Source organism: Avibacterium sp. 20-132 (assembly GCF_023611925.1).
Classification (GTDB): Bacteria; Pseudomonadota; Gammaproteobacteria; order Enterobacterales; family Pasteurellaceae; genus Avibacterium.
Genome location: NZ_CP091456.1, coordinates 1,508,503 through 1,525,000, shown reverse-complemented (window position 1 = coordinate 1,525,000; position 16,498 = coordinate 1,508,503). Strand labels below are relative to the sequence as shown.

13 protein-coding genes are annotated in these 16,498 nt (G+C 40.6%); 7 read left to right on the top strand and 6 right to left on the bottom strand.

The annotated features are described in order from the left end of the window. Positions 1-22 precede the first annotated feature (22 nt). Both L4F93_RS07245 and wecA read right to left on the bottom strand, forming a co-directional pair. The gene (locus L4F93_RS07245; protein WP_250349670.1) at positions 23-835 is read right to left on the bottom strand and encodes a Wzz/FepE/Etk N-terminal domain-containing protein; all 813 of its coding nucleotides are present in this window, start codon (positions 833-835) and stop codon (positions 23-25) included. A 13-nt stretch (positions 836-848) separates the two neighbouring features. Then, positions 849-1,919, bottom strand: a complete 1,071-nt coding sequence (wecA, locus tag L4F93_RS07240) for a UDP-N-acetylglucosamine--undecaprenyl-phosphate N-acetylglucosaminephosphotransferase (RefSeq protein ID WP_250351658.1) — start codon at positions 1,917-1,919, stop codon at positions 849-851. 148 nt (positions 1,920-2,067) lie between these two features. Here wecA and hemL point away from each other — a divergent pair, with 148 nt between their 5' ends. After that, a complete protein-coding gene (hemL, locus tag L4F93_RS07235) occupies positions 2,068-3,357 on the top strand; it encodes a glutamate-1-semialdehyde 2,1-aminomutase (protein ID WP_250349669.1) in 1,290 nt (429 codons plus the stop codon). A gap of 19 nt (positions 3,358-3,376) precedes the next feature. Next, positions 3,377-4,237, top strand: a complete 861-nt coding sequence (locus tag L4F93_RS07230; RefSeq protein WP_250351657.1) for a DMT family transporter — start codon at positions 3,377-3,379, stop codon at positions 4,235-4,237. Positions 4,238-4,296: 59 nt separating this feature from the next. On the opposite strand, the gene glnD is transcribed toward L4F93_RS07230, so the two are convergent. Together glnD and map are read right to left on the bottom strand one after the other, a co-directional pair. Continuing rightward, entirely contained in the window at positions 4,297-6,894 is a 2,598-nt protein-coding gene (gene glnD, locus L4F93_RS07225) for a bifunctional uridylyltransferase/uridylyl-removing protein GlnD (RefSeq protein WP_250349668.1), read from the bottom strand. 575 nt (positions 6,895-7,469) lie between these two features. Further along, entirely contained in the window at positions 7,470-8,273 is an 804-nt protein-coding gene (map, locus tag L4F93_RS07220; protein ID WP_250349667.1) for a type I methionyl aminopeptidase, read from the bottom strand. Positions 8,274-8,410: 137 nt separating this feature from the next. Between map and erpA the strand changes: the two genes are divergently transcribed. The 4 genes from erpA to L4F93_RS07200 are packed head-to-tail and all read left to right on the top strand — an operon-like array spanning position 8,411 to position 12,296. After that, positions 8,411-8,752 (top strand): iron-sulfur cluster insertion protein ErpA, encoded by a 342-nt coding sequence (gene erpA / locus L4F93_RS07215; RefSeq protein WP_268738983.1) that lies wholly within the window; start codon positions 8,411-8,413, stop codon positions 8,750-8,752. Between the two features lie 14 nt (positions 8,753-8,766). After that, positions 8,767-9,126 carry a YacL family protein gene (locus tag L4F93_RS07210; protein WP_250349666.1) on the top strand — a complete coding sequence of 120 codons (360 nt, stop codon included), beginning with the start codon at positions 8,767-8,769 and terminating at the stop codon, positions 9,124-9,126. Positions 9,127-9,158: 32 nt separating this feature from the next. Then, entirely contained in the window at positions 9,159-11,519 is a 2,361-nt protein-coding gene (gene mrcB / locus L4F93_RS07205; RefSeq protein ID WP_250349665.1) for a penicillin-binding protein 1B, read from the top strand. An 18-nt stretch (positions 11,520-11,537) separates the two neighbouring features. Next, positions 11,538-12,296, top strand: a complete 759-nt coding sequence (locus tag L4F93_RS07200) for a PIN domain-containing protein (protein ID WP_250349664.1) — start codon at positions 11,538-11,540, stop codon at positions 12,294-12,296. An 18-nt stretch (positions 12,297-12,314) separates the two neighbouring features. Here L4F93_RS07200 and L4F93_RS07195 read toward each other — a convergent pair whose 3' ends face one another. Further along, on the bottom strand, positions 12,315-13,859 hold the full coding sequence (locus L4F93_RS07195; RefSeq protein ID WP_250349663.1) for a peptide ABC transporter substrate-binding protein: 1,545 nt from the start codon (positions 13,857-13,859) through the stop codon (positions 12,315-12,317). A gap of 81 nt (positions 13,860-13,940) precedes the next feature. Next, a complete protein-coding gene (locus L4F93_RS07190) occupies positions 13,941-14,303 on the bottom strand; it encodes a YbaN family protein (protein WP_250349662.1) in 363 nt (120 codons plus the stop codon). 126 nt (positions 14,304-14,429) lie between these two features. Between L4F93_RS07190 and prlC the strand changes: the two genes are divergently transcribed. Beyond that, positions 14,430-16,472, top strand: a complete 2,043-nt coding sequence (gene prlC / locus L4F93_RS07185; protein WP_250349661.1) for an oligopeptidase A — start codon at positions 14,430-14,432, stop codon at positions 16,470-16,472. The last annotated feature ends 26 nt before the right edge of the window (positions 16,473-16,498 follow it).

Sequence of the window (16,498 nt, the reverse complement as noted above, 5' to 3'; positions counted from 1 at the left end):
CTAAAAAATCCAACCGCACTTTTTATTCTTCAATACTTTCTTTTTTAGATTTTGTTGTGAGTATGTTTGCGAAGAAAATACCTATCATCAGCCCCAATAAACCTGCAAATAATACCCAATATAATGCCTGACGTTCAGGATGAAGCGGTTGAATTGGTGATTTAAGGTAACGATAAGCAGTCAAATTATTATCAAGCGGATTGACTGATTTCATCATATTTAATTTGCCTTGCCAATCTTGCTCCCCCAGTGTATTAGCCTGTAAGGTTGCGCCTAGCTTTAATTGAGCAGCACTACTTACTTGATTAAACAAATTTTTCCACTGCCCGATCAATTCATTGTAAATCACCTCTCTTGTTGCAAGATTGCTTTGCTCAATAAATGCATTGAGCATTTCCAGCGCCTGTTTAGGGTTATCTAATTGAATAGAAAGTGTTTCTGGCTGTCCTTTAAGTGCGGTGGAAAATTTGACTGTTTTTACTAATTGCTCAAGTAATTCTTCATCATTTTGTGCATTTCCTGTTTCTCGTTGTTTATAGTAGGAACTTTGCAACCAAAATTGACGGATATTGTCATAAGCAGAAACCTGACGTTTAAATTCATCATACACGTTGTTCACTAACAAGGCTTCTGGCTCATTCTTACCTTGAATAAACTGATACATTGATGCCAAAGCATAATAATTACCTAATTGATTTACGGTTGGTTGAGAGATTTTCGCTTCCGCCTTCCACTGTAATTTCTGTAAAAAACTTGCCCCATACCCAGCCAAAGCAAAAATAATCGTAAACAAAATAATGATAAAAGATTTTTTTGCTGTATTTTTTGATTGCATCGTTTTTTTCTCCTTATTGTTTTGCTAGACGGCGATGGCGGCGTTTTAGGCGTCTTACCCAGCGAGTAATACGCCACGCTCTGGCGATTGAAAAGACATAAATGAAAAACAGAAGAATAAAGCCGAGAAACATTATCCATTCATTGATGTAATAAATTTCACCTAAAATCCCAAAACCTGCACAGAGTGCGGCGATAAAGGTGATAAATAAAAAGGCTTGGCGTGAACTTAGCCCCGCACGCACCATTAAATGGTGAATATGCAAGCGATCAGGACGAAATGGGCTTTTACCTTTACGCAAACGACGGTAAATAATCGCGATCATATCAATCACGGGAATGGCAATGATCCATAATGCCGTGATTGGATTCATTGGGTGACCTTTACCCTGTGTGCTAAGCAGTAAGATCCAAATAATCGTAAAGCCAATCAGTGTGCTACCAGCATCTCCCATAAAAACTTTAAATCTCGTACCAAAAGGAATGCCAAGATTAAGCATTAAATAAGGTAAAATAGCAATAATTAAGGCAAAACTCCAATAGGCGAGATCCATTTGATTATCCATAACGAGTAAGATGCCTATCGCCCCAAAAGCAACGCTAGATAAGCCACCAAGTAAACCATCTATACCATCTATCATATTGAAGGCATTGATCACAGCAATCGTTGCGAACACGGTGATCATCAACCCAATTGAACCGAGTGTTAGTTGGAATGGGCCTAAAATTTGCCCGAGATGATCGAGATAAATATTGCCCATATCAATCATTAAAATAGCTAAAAAGGCTTGAATTCCCGCACGAATGAAAGGGCTGATGTCGAAGCGATCATCTAAAATACCAATGGCTAATAACACAAATATACTGAAAAGATATAACGCTGGCAGCCGCATTTGCTCCCACTCAAGAAAATAGAAGACACAGTTACCGATAAATAGCGAAATGCCCCCAATCAGAGGGATTGCGCCTTTGTGGCGTTTGCGATAATTTGGTTTATCCACTAAACCGATTTTTTGCGCAATCGGACGCATCGCAAATAAAGAAAGCAATGCACCGAGAAATGTGAGCAGAAAACTCAACAACATAATGAATAATTTCAGTAAAAAATAAGTGGCAAAAGCATACCATAAAGGCAAACGCGTACATAAATATTTTTATAAATTTACTCAGTTTTACAGTACAATATTTCAGTTTTATGCAATTTCTCTTAGATAAGATAAAGGACAAATAGTAATGAACCATTCAGAAAGCCTCTTTTCCCAAGCGCAAAAAGTCATCCCCGGTGGGGTTAATTCGCCTGTCCGTGCCTTTAATGGCGTCGGTGGTACGCCGGTATTTATTGACCGTGCAGAGGGCGCCTATATTTTTGATACAGACGGCAAGCAATATATTGATTATGTGGGATCTTGGGGGCCGATGATTTTAGGGCATAACCACCCCGCAATTTTAAGTGCGGTGCTAAAAACTGCCGAAAAAGGCTTGAGTTTTGGGGCGCCTACCCCATTAGAAATTGATTTAGCCACCTTAGTTTGCCAGCTTGTGCCTTCTATTGAAATGGTCAGAATGGTAAGTTCAGGTACTGAAGCCACAATGTCCGCCATTCGCTTAGCGCGAGGTTATACCAAACGAGATAAAATTATTAAGTTTGAAGGTTGTTACCACGGACATTCTGATAGCTTACTGGTAAAAGCTGGCTCAGGTGCATTAACCCTTGGGCAACCTAGCTCACCGGGCGTGCCAGCGGATTTTGCAAAACAGACGTTAACTTGTGAATACAATAATATTGATTCTGTTAAACAAGCCTTTGAACAGTATCCTGATGAGATTGCCTGTGTCATTATCGAGCCAGTTGCAGGAAATATGAACTGCATTCCACCTAAGGCAGGCTTTTTACAACAATTACGTGAACTCTGTGATCAGTATGGTGCATTATTAATCATTGACGAAGTGATGACCGGTTTTCGTGTTGCCTTAGGCGGTGCGCAACAATACTATGGCGTAACCCCTGACTTAACCACCCTTGGCAAGGTTATTGGCGGCGGAATGCCCGTAGGTGCATTTGGCGGAAAAAAAGAAATTATGCAATATATCGCACCAACAGGGCCTGTGTATCAAGCTGGCACGCTCTCTGGCAATCCAATTGCAATGGCAGCGGGACTAGCCTGTTTAACAGAATTGAAAAAAGCAGGTAACGAACAACGCCTTGCTACCTTAACGGAAAAACTCGCCGTTGGCTTAAAAGCTCTCGCGGACAAACATCACATTCCATTTGTGGTGAATTATGTAGGAGGAATGTTTGGTATTTTCTTCACTGATCAGCCTGAAGTCAGCACTTATCAGCAGGTGATGAAATGCGATGCGGAAAAATTCAAACAATTCTTCCATAAAATGCTAGAACAAGGGATTTATCTCGCCCCTTCCGCTTATGAAGCAGGTTTTATGTCTTTGGCACATACTGATGAAGATATTGAACGCACCTTGCAAGCAGCCGATAATGCCTTTGCCACAATCAAAAATGCTTAAGGAAAAGTAGGAAGAAATGATGGAAAACGCCAACAAACACTATCAGCTTGCATTGCTAAAAGTACATAGTACCGCAGTGTTATTTGGTTTAACGGGCGTGCTGGGCGTGCTGATTCAAAGCAGTGCTGGCGTGTTAGTGCTTGGGCGTGTATTTATCGCTCTTATGGCACTCTCCCTCTTCTTCCTCTATAAGAAAATGCCTCTCAACAAGCTTTCTGCACAAGGCATTTTGTTACAATTTGTGCTAGGTAGTTTACTCACTGCCCATTGGGTCACCTTTTATATTGCAGTTAAAGTTGGCGGTGTCGCAGTGGGAACACTGGGCTTTGCCAGTTTTCCCGCCTTTGTCTGCTTATTTGAAATGCTCATATTCAAAGTGCGGTTAAAATTAGGTGAATTTTTCTTATTACTCGCCATTACATTTGGATTAATCCTTGTAACCCCTGCCTTTGAATTTGGCAACCAATCCACACAAGGCCTATTATGGGGCATTTTTTCAGGGGCGATTTACGGCTTACTTGCGGTGCTAAATCGCAAAAATCGAGGCCTCCTTTCAGGTAGCCAAGCCAGCTGGTGGCAATATTTGGTGGGTGTTATTGTGCTTTTACCATTTTACGCCAATGAATTGCCAAGTGTTTCTTTACAAGATTGGTTTTGGATCGCCTGCATTGGCTTGCTTTGCACCAGCCTTGCCTACACGCTCTTTGTTTCTAGCCTTGATGTGCTAAGCGCAAGAACGGCGGCGATGATTATTTCCCTTGAACCAGTTTATGCCATTCTTATTGCTTGGCTATGGCTTAATGAAGCCCCTACGCTCACAATGTTACTTGGCGGTGCAATTATCATCACCGCTGTCGCCTTAGAAAATTTACGCAAGTAGTAAGAAAAAATTCATAAAAAACACCGCTCTTTAAAAAAGCGGTGTTCAATTATATTTGATTATATCGAGGCTAAAATTCGCTGCTCTAACGCCTCTCTTTCCTGTTGCGACAATGCCTTCCCTTCGCGATTGGTTAAAATAAAGAAATCCTCCGCTTTTTCACCAATTGTGGTAATTTTAGCGTTTTGGATATTTAACTGAAGTGCGGTGAAAATTTGGCTGATTTCTGCTAACAACCCTGCTTTATCAAGGGCAAACAGTTCCATTTCTGTGTGCGTACTTTTCGCTAAATGCAAAAAGCGTACTTCGGTTTTTACACGAAATGGCTTAAGCTGATGGTTTTTCATTGTGCTGATTTTCGCAATTTTGTTCGCACTCAGTGCCTTTTGCAAGGCTTGCTCTAGCTCGCGGCGGCGATCAAATTTCGCGAGTGTTCCATCTAATTCAGTAACAATAAAACTGTCAAACACCTTGCCGTCTTCAGCCGTGAGAATTTGTGCGTCGTGAATACTAAAACATTTTGCGCCGATGGTGCTGACAACTTTATGGAATAAATTGTCTTGATCTTCACAATGAATAAAGATTTCCGTCCCCCCTGCGGAAAAGCGGTTACTGATTTTTACTACATTTTGCACCGCACTTTGTTTTCGACTTTCCGCAATGAGTGCGCTATGCCAGCAAATTTGCTTTGGATTATTGCGTAAGAAATAATCTTGTGGGAACGTTTGCCACAAGCACTGAATGGTTTCTTGCAGAAGTTCGGGCTTCTCTTGTTGTAATAATGCCAGTGCCTGATTTTTATGCTGTGCGATTTTGTTCTGATTATCCAACAGGTTTGCCATTCCTAGGCTAAATTGCTCGGTAGTAGATTGATAAAGCTTTGTTAATAAAGAACGTTTCCAACTATTCCAAAGCGTTTCATTAGTCGCACAAATATCTGCCACCGTTAAGCAAGTGAGTAAATCAAGGCGTTGTTGAGTCGTAACTTCCTCAGCAAATGCAAGGACGATATTGGGATCGTCAATATCTCGCCGTTGTGCCGTTACCGACATCAATAAATGCTGAGCGACTAACCATTGCATTAATTCACTGTCTTGAGCAGAAAAACCGTGTAACGCGGCAAAATCTGCAATGTCTTTTGCGCCAAGCTCGGCGTGATCACCTCCGCGACCTTTGGCGATATCGTGGAATAACCCTGCAAGATAAAGCAAAGCACGCTGTGATAATTGAGTAAAAATGCCATAGCAGATAGGGTGTGCAGATTGGCTTTCGGGCTGGGTAAAACGTTCTAATTTTAGCATCACGCGCAAGGTATGCTCATCAACGGTATAGCTATGGAATAAATCAAATTGCATTAATCCTTCAATGGCTTGCCATTGTGGTAAATAGATGCGTAACACGCCATATTGATGCATTGGCAAAAATGCTCGTTGCACGCAATTTGGTTGTTGAAATAAGCGGAGAAATTTTTCTCTCGCTGGTGAATCTTCACTTAAATAGCCTTGAAATGTTTCAATCGTGCGGATTAATTGGCGTAGCGTGCTGGAATGAATTTCTGCTGTTGGGTATTGAGTGAGATAGAAAAACAAATCTAAAATACTGTCTGGCTGTTGTTGAAAACAGTCTTTTTGCGTTAAGCAAATGGCATTATTCGCAACGTGAAAATGGCGATCTAACGGAAAACAGGTTTGCTGACTTGGCTTGTCTATAAAATGTTCACGATAATGTTTCGTTAAGCTATGTGTCAGAGTCGCAATCGTTTGTAAAGATTGAAAAAATGCTTTCATCATTTTTTCTACGGCTTCATTACCTTCCCCTTGATAGCCAAGCAATTGGCTCACTTTTACTTGGCGATCAAATAATAGTCGGTTATCGTAACGCTTTAAAATGAGGTGCAAAGCAAAGCGCATTTTAAACAAAAAATGTTGCTTTTCTTGCAATAACGCATACTCTTCGGGGTAAATAAAGCCCGTTTGTAAAATATCCTGCAAGTTTTTTGCCCCGGTATGCCGTAGGGCGAGCCAATAGAGCAAATGTAAATCACGCAAACCGCCCGGGCTGTATTTGATATCCGGTTCAAGGTTATAACTAGTGTTGTTATAACGTTGATAACGCACATTTTTTTCTTCCATCTTGGCCTGATAAAAATCCGCCAAGCGCCAGAAATCGGACTGTTTTAAAAGTGCGGTGAGTTTTTCAAATAATTTTTCATTTCCGCATAAGTAGCGACTTTCGAGCAAATTAGTGGCGATAGAAATATCTTCTCGACCAGTCTGTTCACATTCCGCCAAAGTACGAACAGAATGCCCGACTTCAAACCCACAATCCCATAAAAACTGAACAAATTGACGGAGTTGCAACTGAATTTCTTCACTAGGTTGCGATTGTGTCAAAATCAAAAAATCTAAATCAGATAGAGGAAACATTTCCCCTCGTCCATAGCCACCTACTGCAATTAGGCTCAGATCTGGTTGTTGATCAAGCTGAAAATGTTGCCAAAGGTGTTGCAATATATCGTCATAAAATGTTGTGCGATTTTCTAATAATTGATAGATAGAAGCCTGTTGAAATTCAGCGAGTTCAAGGTTTTTGAGTTGATCTTTTTGCGCTTTGACAGATTGTATTGTAAACGGCGTTGCGCGACAGTAAGTAAACATTTTGGATAAGATTCCTTTTCGGCTATCAGCTTCAGGCAGACACATAGGTCTGCTTCTACATTACATTGATGATTTAACAAATCGTAGGGGCGAACCGATGTGTTCGCCCATTTCTATTTTTCTGCTTGCTGTTCAGAAAACCTTATGCGGACAGACACACAGGTCTGCCCCTACATTACATTGATGATTTAATAAATCGTAGGGGCGAACCGATGTGTTCGCCCATTTCTATTTTTCTGCTTGCTGTTCAGAAAACCTTATACGGACAGACACATAGGTCTGCCCCTACATTACATTGATGGATTTAATAAATCGTAGGGGCGAACCGATCTGTTCACCCATTTCTATTTTTCTGCTTGCTGTTCAGAAAACCTTATGCGGGCAGATACATAGGTCTGCCCCTACATTACATTGATGATTTAACAAATCGTAGGGGTGAAGCGATGTGTTCGCCCATTTCTATTTTTCTGCTTGCTGTTTAGAAAACCTTATGCGGGCAGACACATAGGTCTGCCCCTACATTATATTGATGACTTAATAAATCGTAGGGGCGAACCGATGTGTTCGCCCGTAGATTATACATTCACCATAAACCGCTGAATGCGTCCTGCTTTTTCTTCTTCCTCGCGAATTGTCATTACTTCACAACCCTTTGCGGTAACCACGATTTGATGCTCAAATTGCGCAGAATGGCTGCGATCTTTGGTTTTTACCGTCCATCCATCGCCCATTAAACGCACTTCACGCTTGCCTGCGTTGATCATCGGCTCAATGGTGAAAACCATTCCCTCTTTCAAGATCACACCGCCATCATCTCCGTCATAATGTAACACTTGGGGATCATTATGAAATTCGGTACCAATGCCGTGTCCACAATATTCACGCACAACACTAAAGCCTTGCGACTCTGCATATTTTTGGATTGCTTTGCCAATTTCTCTTAAACGAATCCCCGGTTTTACCGTACGCAAGCCGATATATAAGGCTTCTTGTGTTACGTCCACCAATTTTTTGCTACGGATATTTGTCTCGCCAACGATAAACATTTTGGAATTATCGCCATAGTAGCCATCTTTAATCACTGTTACATCAATGTTCACAATATCGCCATTTTTTAGTTGTTTTCCTTCACTGGGAATACCGTGACACACCACTTCGTTAATGGAAATACAGGTTGCTTTAGGAAAACCGTGATAACCTAAGCAAGCAGGAATCACCTTTTGTTGTTCCACCATATACTCGTGGCACAAGCGATCTAACTCGCCAGTGGTAACACCCGCTTTTACATAAGGTTCGATCATCACTAACACATCAGAGGCTAATTTACAGGCCTCACGCAGTTTTTCAATTTCTTGTTCTGTTCTAATTGGAATTGCCATAACTTCTCCTTGACAAAAATTTGTGCGGCATTTTACCACCTTTCCGTTGAAAAATCCTTGATAAATTCTTGAATGGTTTACTTGGTTATTAGATAATAGCCAACTTAAAATTGACAAGGATACAAGCGAGATAAATTATGACAGAAATGGCAATTCCTTTAACCTTTACCGATGCGGCGGCCAATAAAGTAAAAGCCTTGATTACCGAAGAAGAAAATAGCGAGCTTAAATTACGCGTTTATATCACAGGCGGTGGTTGTAGCGGTTTTCAATATGGTTTTACCTTTGATGAAAAAGTGAATGAAGGTGATCTCACTATTGAGAATTCAGGCGTGCAGTTAGTCATTGATCCAATGAGCTTGCAATATTTAATTGGTGGCACAGTGGATTACACGGAAGGGCTAGAAGGCTCTCGTTTCGTGGTAAATAACCCTAATGCGACAACGACTTGTGGTTGCGGTTCATCGTTCAGTATCTAACCTAATCACTCAAAATGGATTATCAATTTTTTGCCCAAGGCGGACAAATTTCAGCCAAATGTTCAATGGGACACGAGGCTTTAGCCAATTGGTTAAATACCGAAGTGCGGTCAAATTCTCAGCTAATTTCCACCGCACTTTCTCTTATCAATCAAGCTCGCCAAGCGCCAACACAGGATTTCAAATTACTTGGCGCTGAATATAGCCTATTTGTCAGTGCTGATGAAGTGATGATTCGTGCGAATAATCTTGCTATTGATGAACAACAAGAACTTGAGCCAGATTTTCATTACTATGATGAGGAAAGCCTCGCTTTCTGTGGCTTGGAAGATTTTGAACAGTTTTTACAATCTTATTTATCCTTTAAGCGCTAAAATTCGTGCCAGATCACTAGGTATAATGTGTAATGTCAGAAAGCAATCCTACACCAGAAACAAAAGAAACAGCCTCCCCTTCGCGAAAAAAGCGTTTTCGTCATTTTTTGCTTAAAATCGCGTTTGTGCTGGCTTGTTACGTTACTTTTTACGGAATTTATTTAGATGGGCAAATCCGCACCAAAATGGATGGGCAAATCTGGCAGTTACCCGCGGAAGTTTATAGCAAAATAGATACCATTAAATTATCTGATGGGCTAAGCCTCAATGAGGTCAAACAACGTTTATTAGAAAACGATTATCGTCAAACCACAATGGTTGCTGCCCCGGGCGATTTCAAAATTGAAGACAATACCCTCGTTTTGTTGCGTGGTGCCTTTCCATTCCCTGTTCACCCTGAAGCCCAGCGTGTTTTCCGTTTACGCTTTAAAGACAACAAATTAGCGGTAATAGAAGATTTAGTTAATGTAAAAGCCATTGATGAATTTTCTCTCGCCCCCAAATTAATTGCAATGTTGCAATCAGAAAATGAAGAACGCTTAACCCTTTCTTTACAAAATTATCCTAGATTATTGATTGATACCTTGCTTTTAACCGAAGATCGCCGATTTTATGAACACGACGGGATAAGCCCTTTAGGTATTGCAAGAGCCATTGTGGCAAACCTACAAGCAGGCCATCGCGTGCAAGGGGGAAGTACCTTAACGCAGCAATTGGTTAAAAATCTTTTCCTTTCTAACGAACGTACATTCACAAGAAAAATCAATGAAGCGCTAATGGCACTCATTTTAGATTGGCGTTACGACAAAAACCGTATTTTGGAAACCTATCTTAATGAAATTTATCTTGGACAAAACGGCAATACGCAAATCCACGGTTTTGAATTAGCAAGCCATTTTTATTTTGGCCGTTCAATTCGTGAGATCAATTTAGATCAAATTGCCTTATTAGTAGGAATGGTAAAAGGCCCCTCGCTATATAATCCTTGGCGCAACCCTGAAAATGCGCTTGAGCGCCGTAATGTGGTGTTACGTTTATTACTTGAACACAAAGTGATTGGGCAAGAGTTGTATGAGATGTTGAGCAAACGTCCGCTTGGCGTGCAAAAACGGGGACAAATTAACCGAAAATATCCGGCTTTTATTCAAACCTTGCAAGCCGAACTTCGCCAGCAATTAGGCGAAAATCGTGCAAGTAGTTTATCTGGCACACGCATTTTCTCTACGTTAGATATTAAACAGCAACATTATGCTGAACAAGCAGTAATTAATGCCGTTTCTGAATTACAGTTGAAATATAAAAATCCTTATTTAGAGTCTGCAATGATCGTGGCAGATTATCATTCAGGTGAAATCAAAGCCATTGTGGGTGGTTTGCAAACCAACTATGCGGGTTTTAACCGTGCATTAAATGCGAGACGTCAAATTGGCTCACTCGTAAAACCTTCTATTTATTTAACCGCACTTACTGAACCTAGCGAATTTCGTTTAAATACGCCAATTAAAAATCAGCCGATTACCATTCATACTAAAGGTAGTCCGCCTTGGCAACCGCGGAATTATGATCGTCGTTATAGTGGCTCTGTGATGTTAATGGATGCACTTGCACGATCGTTAAATATTCCTACAGTAAATATTGGAATGAAAGTAGGACTAAGCAAAGTGATTGAAACCCAAAAAGCGATGGGCTGGGATAAAGTAAAAATTCCTAAAGTCCCGGCAATGTTGTTGGGATCTTACTCAATTTCCCCTTATGAAGTGACGAAATTATTCCAAACAATTGCCAATCAAGGGTCGACCATTCCCCTTGCAACAGTAAATAGCATTACAAATCAAAAAGGGGAATTAATTTATCAGCGAAATACGCAACCAAACCAAGTTGTTCCAGCACAAGCGGCTTATGAAACGCTTTTTGCTATGCAACAAACAGTAGAACGCGGCACTGCCCGCAGTTTGCAAAACCAATTCGCCCATTTACGTTTAGCAGGAAAAACGGGTACCACAAACTCTGCGCGTGATACTTGGTTTGTGGGGATTGACGGCGAAAATGTCGCCACGGTTTGGCTTGGACGTGATGACAATGGCGAAACAAAATTAACAGGAGCAACGGGGGCATTGCAGGTATATAAAAACTATCTACAACGCACGCAGGCGAAAACTTTACATCCATCTACGCCAGCAGGCATTAAATGGGTTGGTATTAATAGTTATGGAGGTTGGGATTGTGGCAATGTACGGCAAATTCCTGTATGGACAGATGGTAACCAATCTTTCTGTTCAGCCCCTCGCGAAGTTGCACCAGAACCGAAACAGCCGAGCTTGTGGGATGTGTTAACCCCCTCCGCTTTAGGCTCTCAGCCAGTCCCCGTGGAAGAAGCTGCACCTACCAATTAATTTTTATCGAGGGATAAGATGAAATTGATTTTTATTGATTATGAAAATATCCAACCGACAACATTAGAGCATTTATCTCTAAATGATCATTTTATTGTGCTTTGTATTGGTGAAAATCAAAAATCCCTGCCTGTTACATTGGTAACCTCTTTGATAAGATTCGGAAAAAATTGCCGTATTATTGAATGTCCGAAATCAGGAAAAAATGCATTAGATTTTATTATTGTTGATGAGATGGCGCGTATCACAACAGAATATCAATTTAATTCCCTTTATATTATTTCTAAAGATAAAGGGTTCGATTCAATCATTCATTATTACCTCATAAAAGATCGGATCAAACAGGCTAAGCGATTAGACAGCATAAATGACATTCTAAGCAATCCGAATCCAAGAGATAATAGCCAAACTAAAAATATGGCTGAATTTGCCTCAACAATACAGAAGCACATTGATAAAATAAATGCGATTTCTCCCAGAAGCTTACCGAACAAACCGCAAAGTCAATATAATTGGATCAATGCGTTATTAAAATCCGAAAATCTTGCTGAAAAAGAGGTGAAAGCCCTACTCAAAATGGTGGATTTTTCCCCTGCCCAATCAACAGAATTAAAAATCTATATTGATCGTGCTAAAGCAAAATTAAATAGCCTAGAAAAAAGGCATCACCCGAATAAACTCGAAACGCAAACGAACTGGCTCAAGAGCTTTTTTAACGGTGATGGTTTAAATGCCTCGCAAATTAGCAAAATTAGGGAAATGATTTTTACAACGTGATTTCACTTTCCTCTGATGTTAATACTCCCGCTTTAAATCCTTGCTATAAATCACATTGGTTGGATTTTGCCGATCAATACCTTGCAAATTAGGGCTAAGATAAATGGGAGTGGTATACTGAAACACGGGTAAAACCACATTATCTTGTTGTAATAATTGAGTTACTTGCTGATAAAGTGCGGTGCGTTTTTGCGTAGAAATGGGTTGTAGACTCTGTTCTAGTAACGCGTCCACTTTTTCGTTGTGATACGCGGATTTATTGTCTGGATTTTTAGAATAAAAATTCATTAAAAATGCCGAAGGATCGTTGTAATCCGCACACCAGCCTGAGCGAATAATTTGAAAATCACCTTTCGCACGTCTTTCCAATAAGGTTTGCCAAGGCACAGGATCGGCTTGAATATGAATGAGATCAGATTGCGACCACATTTGCACTAAACGCTGCCCAATGGTGTGATTAATCCCTTCTTGGTCAAAGGTTAAACGCAACACCAGAGGAGATTTTTCGGTAATCCCATTTTGCTGTAAAAGCTGTTCCACTAACACGGGCGACCACGCATTCTCTGGCTCACCTTGCATTGAAATGGGAAGAAAATGATTACTCGCCAGACGAGCCTGCGGTTCACCCCGCACTAAGTTACGTGTTGAAGCTAAAAAAACAAGAGATTTTCGTACCGCACTTTTAGCCAACCTTGGATCATTAAAATTAAATTCATAATAATAAGTGCAAAGCTTCGGAAAATACGTCACTTGTACATTGCGATGTGTTGGATTGGCAACAATATCAATCCCTGTCAGTTCTTGATTTGACGTGAGTTTTTTATAATCAACCAAAGAGAATGCCACATTCTCACCTTGCCAATAATAAGGATTTTGTGCCAGATGAATTTCATCCCCTTGCTGATTTTTCACATAATAAGCCCCATTGCTCACAAAACCTTGCTGTTCGGCAAAAGACTGCGGTAATAGCACAGGGTGCGCCAACATTGCGGGTAAATAGGGGATCGCTTTTTCTAAGGTGATTTGTAATTGCTGTGGAGACAGGGCTTGCACGCCTAATTGAGCGGCATCCGCTTCCCCTTGTATCACAGCGGTCGCGTGCTGAATATTGATAAAAGCTAAGTATTTTTTCAGCGGATTATTTGAAGTCGCTAATTTTCGCCAGCTTTGTACAAAATCTTCGGCGGTAACAGGTAAGCCATTTGACCATTTTGCCGATTCACGCAAAGTAAATATCCAAGTTTTATTATCTTTGGTTTGCCAGCTTTCAGCAACGGCAGGAATCACATTGCCGTGCGGATCGTAAATTACCAAGCCTTCTAGAATATCACGCAAAAAAATGGCTTGTTCATCATTTTGTAGTTTGTCTGGTGAAATCACTAAATCACCATAAACGCCACGCACTAAGCGAGGAATACGCACTTCAGGTTCAGTTTGTGTTGTCGTGGTTTGTGTAGGATGAGGCGTGGTAACCTGCTGTGGCTTATCGCAACCGGTTAATCCGAAAATAACGCAAAAAAACACCGCACTTGGTAAAATTGTTGAAACGTTCAATGATGGCATTGGCTTAAAAACTCAGGTAAAAGTAGGGGCATTATACAAAAATGCCCCTTTATTACCAATCATTCTTTCTTTAATAATGGGTTATTCTTTCAGCGTTTTAATCCAAAAGAAAAACACCCAATAGTGAATGATCAAACCGAGTAAAATGGCGATTTTACCAAAAATGGTAGGGGTAAAATAAAACCCAATTGCCAGCATTGTGGTGGATAAAATAAGAATCCGAATTTTGGTTTTTAACGTTAATGCACGCTGTTCACTGAAAGACTGCAAATGCTTTTTATAAAGTTCCGTGTGAATAATCCAATTATGTAAACGTTCAGAACCTTGTGCAAAGCAAAATACCGTGAGTAATAAAAAAGGTGTCGTCGGTAGTAAGGGCAAAAATGCGCCAATAATGCCGAGTGCTAACGAAATAAATCCTAAAACGATGTAAATAGCTTTCATTTTTCTTTCCAAATAAAAATAATTCTCAATTATCCATATTTTTTTAGATTTCTCAACCTTGATATTATAAAATCGCCCCTTATTTGTTATGTAATGCAAAACACTATAAAAAAGCAAGGAGCTGTTATGCCAAATCCGCTATTAAGCGAAACGACCTTACCGCAATTTTCGCACATCAAACCTGAACATATTCAACCTGCAATTAGCCAATTAATTCAAGAAAATCGAGATACCGTCGCGCAAGTTTTAAAACAACCGCACTTAACGTGGCAGAATTTTATTGAGCCACTTACTGAAAGTGGTGATCGCTTAAGTAAAGCGTGGTCACCCGTCAGCCACTTAAATGCAGTAAAAAATAGCCCTGAATTGCGTGAAGCCTATCAAGCCTGCTTGCCATTGCTTTCCGAATATAGCACTTGGTTAGGGCAACACGAAGGTTTATATCAAGCCTATTTACAACTCAAAAACAGCCCAGAATATGCAACTTATACCGTGGCACAGAAAAAAGCCATTGATAATGCCTTACGTGATTTCAAACTCTCGGGCATTTCCCTTCCAGCAGAAAAACAAAAACGCTATGGGGAAATCGTGGCGCGTTTATCTGAATTAAGCTCGCAATTTAGCAATAATGTGCTAGATGCCACAATGGGCTGGGATAAAGTGATCACAGATAAAAATGAATTAGCTGGTTTGCCAGAAAGTGCTTTACAAGCCGCAAAACAATCCGCAGAAAGCAAAGGGCGAGAAGGCTATCGCTTTACCCTTGAGTTTCCAAGCTATTTACCAGTGATGACGTATTGTGAAAATCGCCAATTGCGTGAAGAAATGTACCGCGCGTTCGTTACGCGCGCTTCAGAACAAGGCCCGAATGCTGGCAAATGGGATAACTCTGCCATTATGCAAGAGATCTTAACCTTGCGTGTGGAATTAGCAAAATTGCTTGATTTTGAGCATTACACCGAACTTTCCCTTGCCACCAAAATGGCTGAAAGCCCACAACAAGTATTGGATTTCCTTGAGAATTTAGCAAGCCGTTCAAAAGAGCAAGGACAGCAAGAATTAGCCGAATTAAACGCATTTTGTAAAACGCACTTTAATATCACCGCACTTGAACCTTGGGATATTGCGTTTTATAGCGAAAAACAAAAACAACATTTATATGCGATTAATGATGAAGCACTTCGCCCTTATTTTCCTGAAGATCGCGTACTGAGTGGCTTATTTGAGCTGATTAAACGTTTATTTAATATTCGTGCTGTTGAGCGTTTTGATGTAGAAACTTGGCATAATGATGTACGTTTCTTTGATCTGATTGATAGCCAAGATCAACTGCGTGGTAGCTTTTATTTAGATCTCTACGCTCGTGAAAATAAACGTGGCGGGGCGTGGATGGATGATTGCGTCGGTCGTCGCCGTAAATCAGACGGCACTATTCAGTATCCTGTGGCTTATCTTACTTGTAACTTTAATGCGCCTGTGGGTGATAAACCTGCTCTCTTTACCCATGATGAAGTGACCACATTATTCCACGAATTTGGACACGGCATTCATCATATGCTAACACAAATTGATGTAGCCGATGTGGCAGGGATCAATGGTGTACCTTGGGATGCCGTGGAATTACCAAGCCAATTCTTAGAAAACTGGTGCTGGGAAGAAGATGCCCTTGCCTTTATTTCAGGACATTATGAAACCGGTGAGCCTCTACCAAAAGAAAAATTGCAACAGCTACTCAAAGCGAAAAACTTCCAAGCAGCAATGTTTGTATTACGCCAACTTGAATTTGGCTTATTTGATTTCCGTTTACATCATTATTTTGATGCGAACCAAGAGAATCAAATTTTAGAGATATTACAGCAAGTGAAAAAAGAAGTTGCGGTGCTGAAAGGTGTTGAGTGGGCAAGAAACCCACATAGCTTTAGCCATATTTTTGCTGGAGGCTATGCCGCTGGTTATTACAGTTATTTATGGGCCGAAGTGCTATCAGCCGATGCATTTTCTCGTTTTGAAGAAGAAGGCATCTTTAACCCACAAACAGGGCAATCTTTCTTAGATGAAATTCTTACCCGTGGTGGTTCGGAAGAGCCAATGGCATTATTTAAACGCTTTAGAGGGCGTGAGCCTAAACTCGATGCTTTATTAAAGCATAAAGGGATTGCAACCTCATAATATTCATTTCCCTTTTTGGTGCATAG

Excerpts from the sequence above, each read along its gene's own strand:
- L4F93_RS07245 (WP_250349670.1), bottom strand. The coding sequence starts at position 835 with ATGCAATCAAAAAATACAGCAAAAAAATCTTTTATCATTATTTTGTTT.
- wecA (WP_250351658.1), bottom strand. The coding sequence starts at position 1,919 with ATGTTGTTGAGTTTTCTGCTCACATTTCTCGGTGCATTGCTTTCTTTA.
- hemL (WP_250349669.1), top strand. The coding sequence starts at position 2,068 with ATGAACCATTCAGAAAGCCTCTTTTCCCAAGCGCAAAAAGTCATCCCC.
- L4F93_RS07230 (WP_250351657.1), top strand. The coding sequence starts at position 3,377 with ATGGAAAACGCCAACAAACACTATCAGCTTGCATTGCTAAAAGTACAT.
- glnD (WP_250349668.1), bottom strand. The coding sequence starts at position 6,894 with ATGTTTACTTACTGTCGCGCAACGCCGTTTACAATACAATCTGTCAAA.
- map (WP_250349667.1), bottom strand. The coding sequence starts at position 8,273 with ATGGCAATTCCAATTAGAACAGAACAAGAAATTGAAAAACTGCGTGAG.
- erpA (WP_268738983.1), top strand. The coding sequence starts at position 8,411 with ATGACAGAAATGGCAATTCCTTTAACCTTTACCGATGCGGCGGCCAAT.
- L4F93_RS07210 (WP_250349666.1), top strand. The coding sequence starts at position 8,767 with ATGGATTATCAATTTTTTGCCCAAGGCGGACAAATTTCAGCCAAATGT.
- mrcB (WP_250349665.1), top strand. The coding sequence starts at position 9,159 with ATGTCAGAAAGCAATCCTACACCAGAAACAAAAGAAACAGCCTCCCCT.
- L4F93_RS07200 (WP_250349664.1), top strand. The coding sequence starts at position 11,538 with ATGAAATTGATTTTTATTGATTATGAAAATATCCAACCGACAACATTA.
- L4F93_RS07195 (WP_250349663.1), bottom strand. The coding sequence starts at position 13,859 with ATGCCATCATTGAACGTTTCAACAATTTTACCAAGTGCGGTGTTTTTT.
- L4F93_RS07190 (WP_250349662.1), bottom strand. The coding sequence starts at position 14,303 with ATGAAAGCTATTTACATCGTTTTAGGATTTATTTCGTTAGCACTCGGC.
- prlC (WP_250349661.1), top strand. The coding sequence starts at position 14,430 with ATGCCAAATCCGCTATTAAGCGAAACGACCTTACCGCAATTTTCGCAC.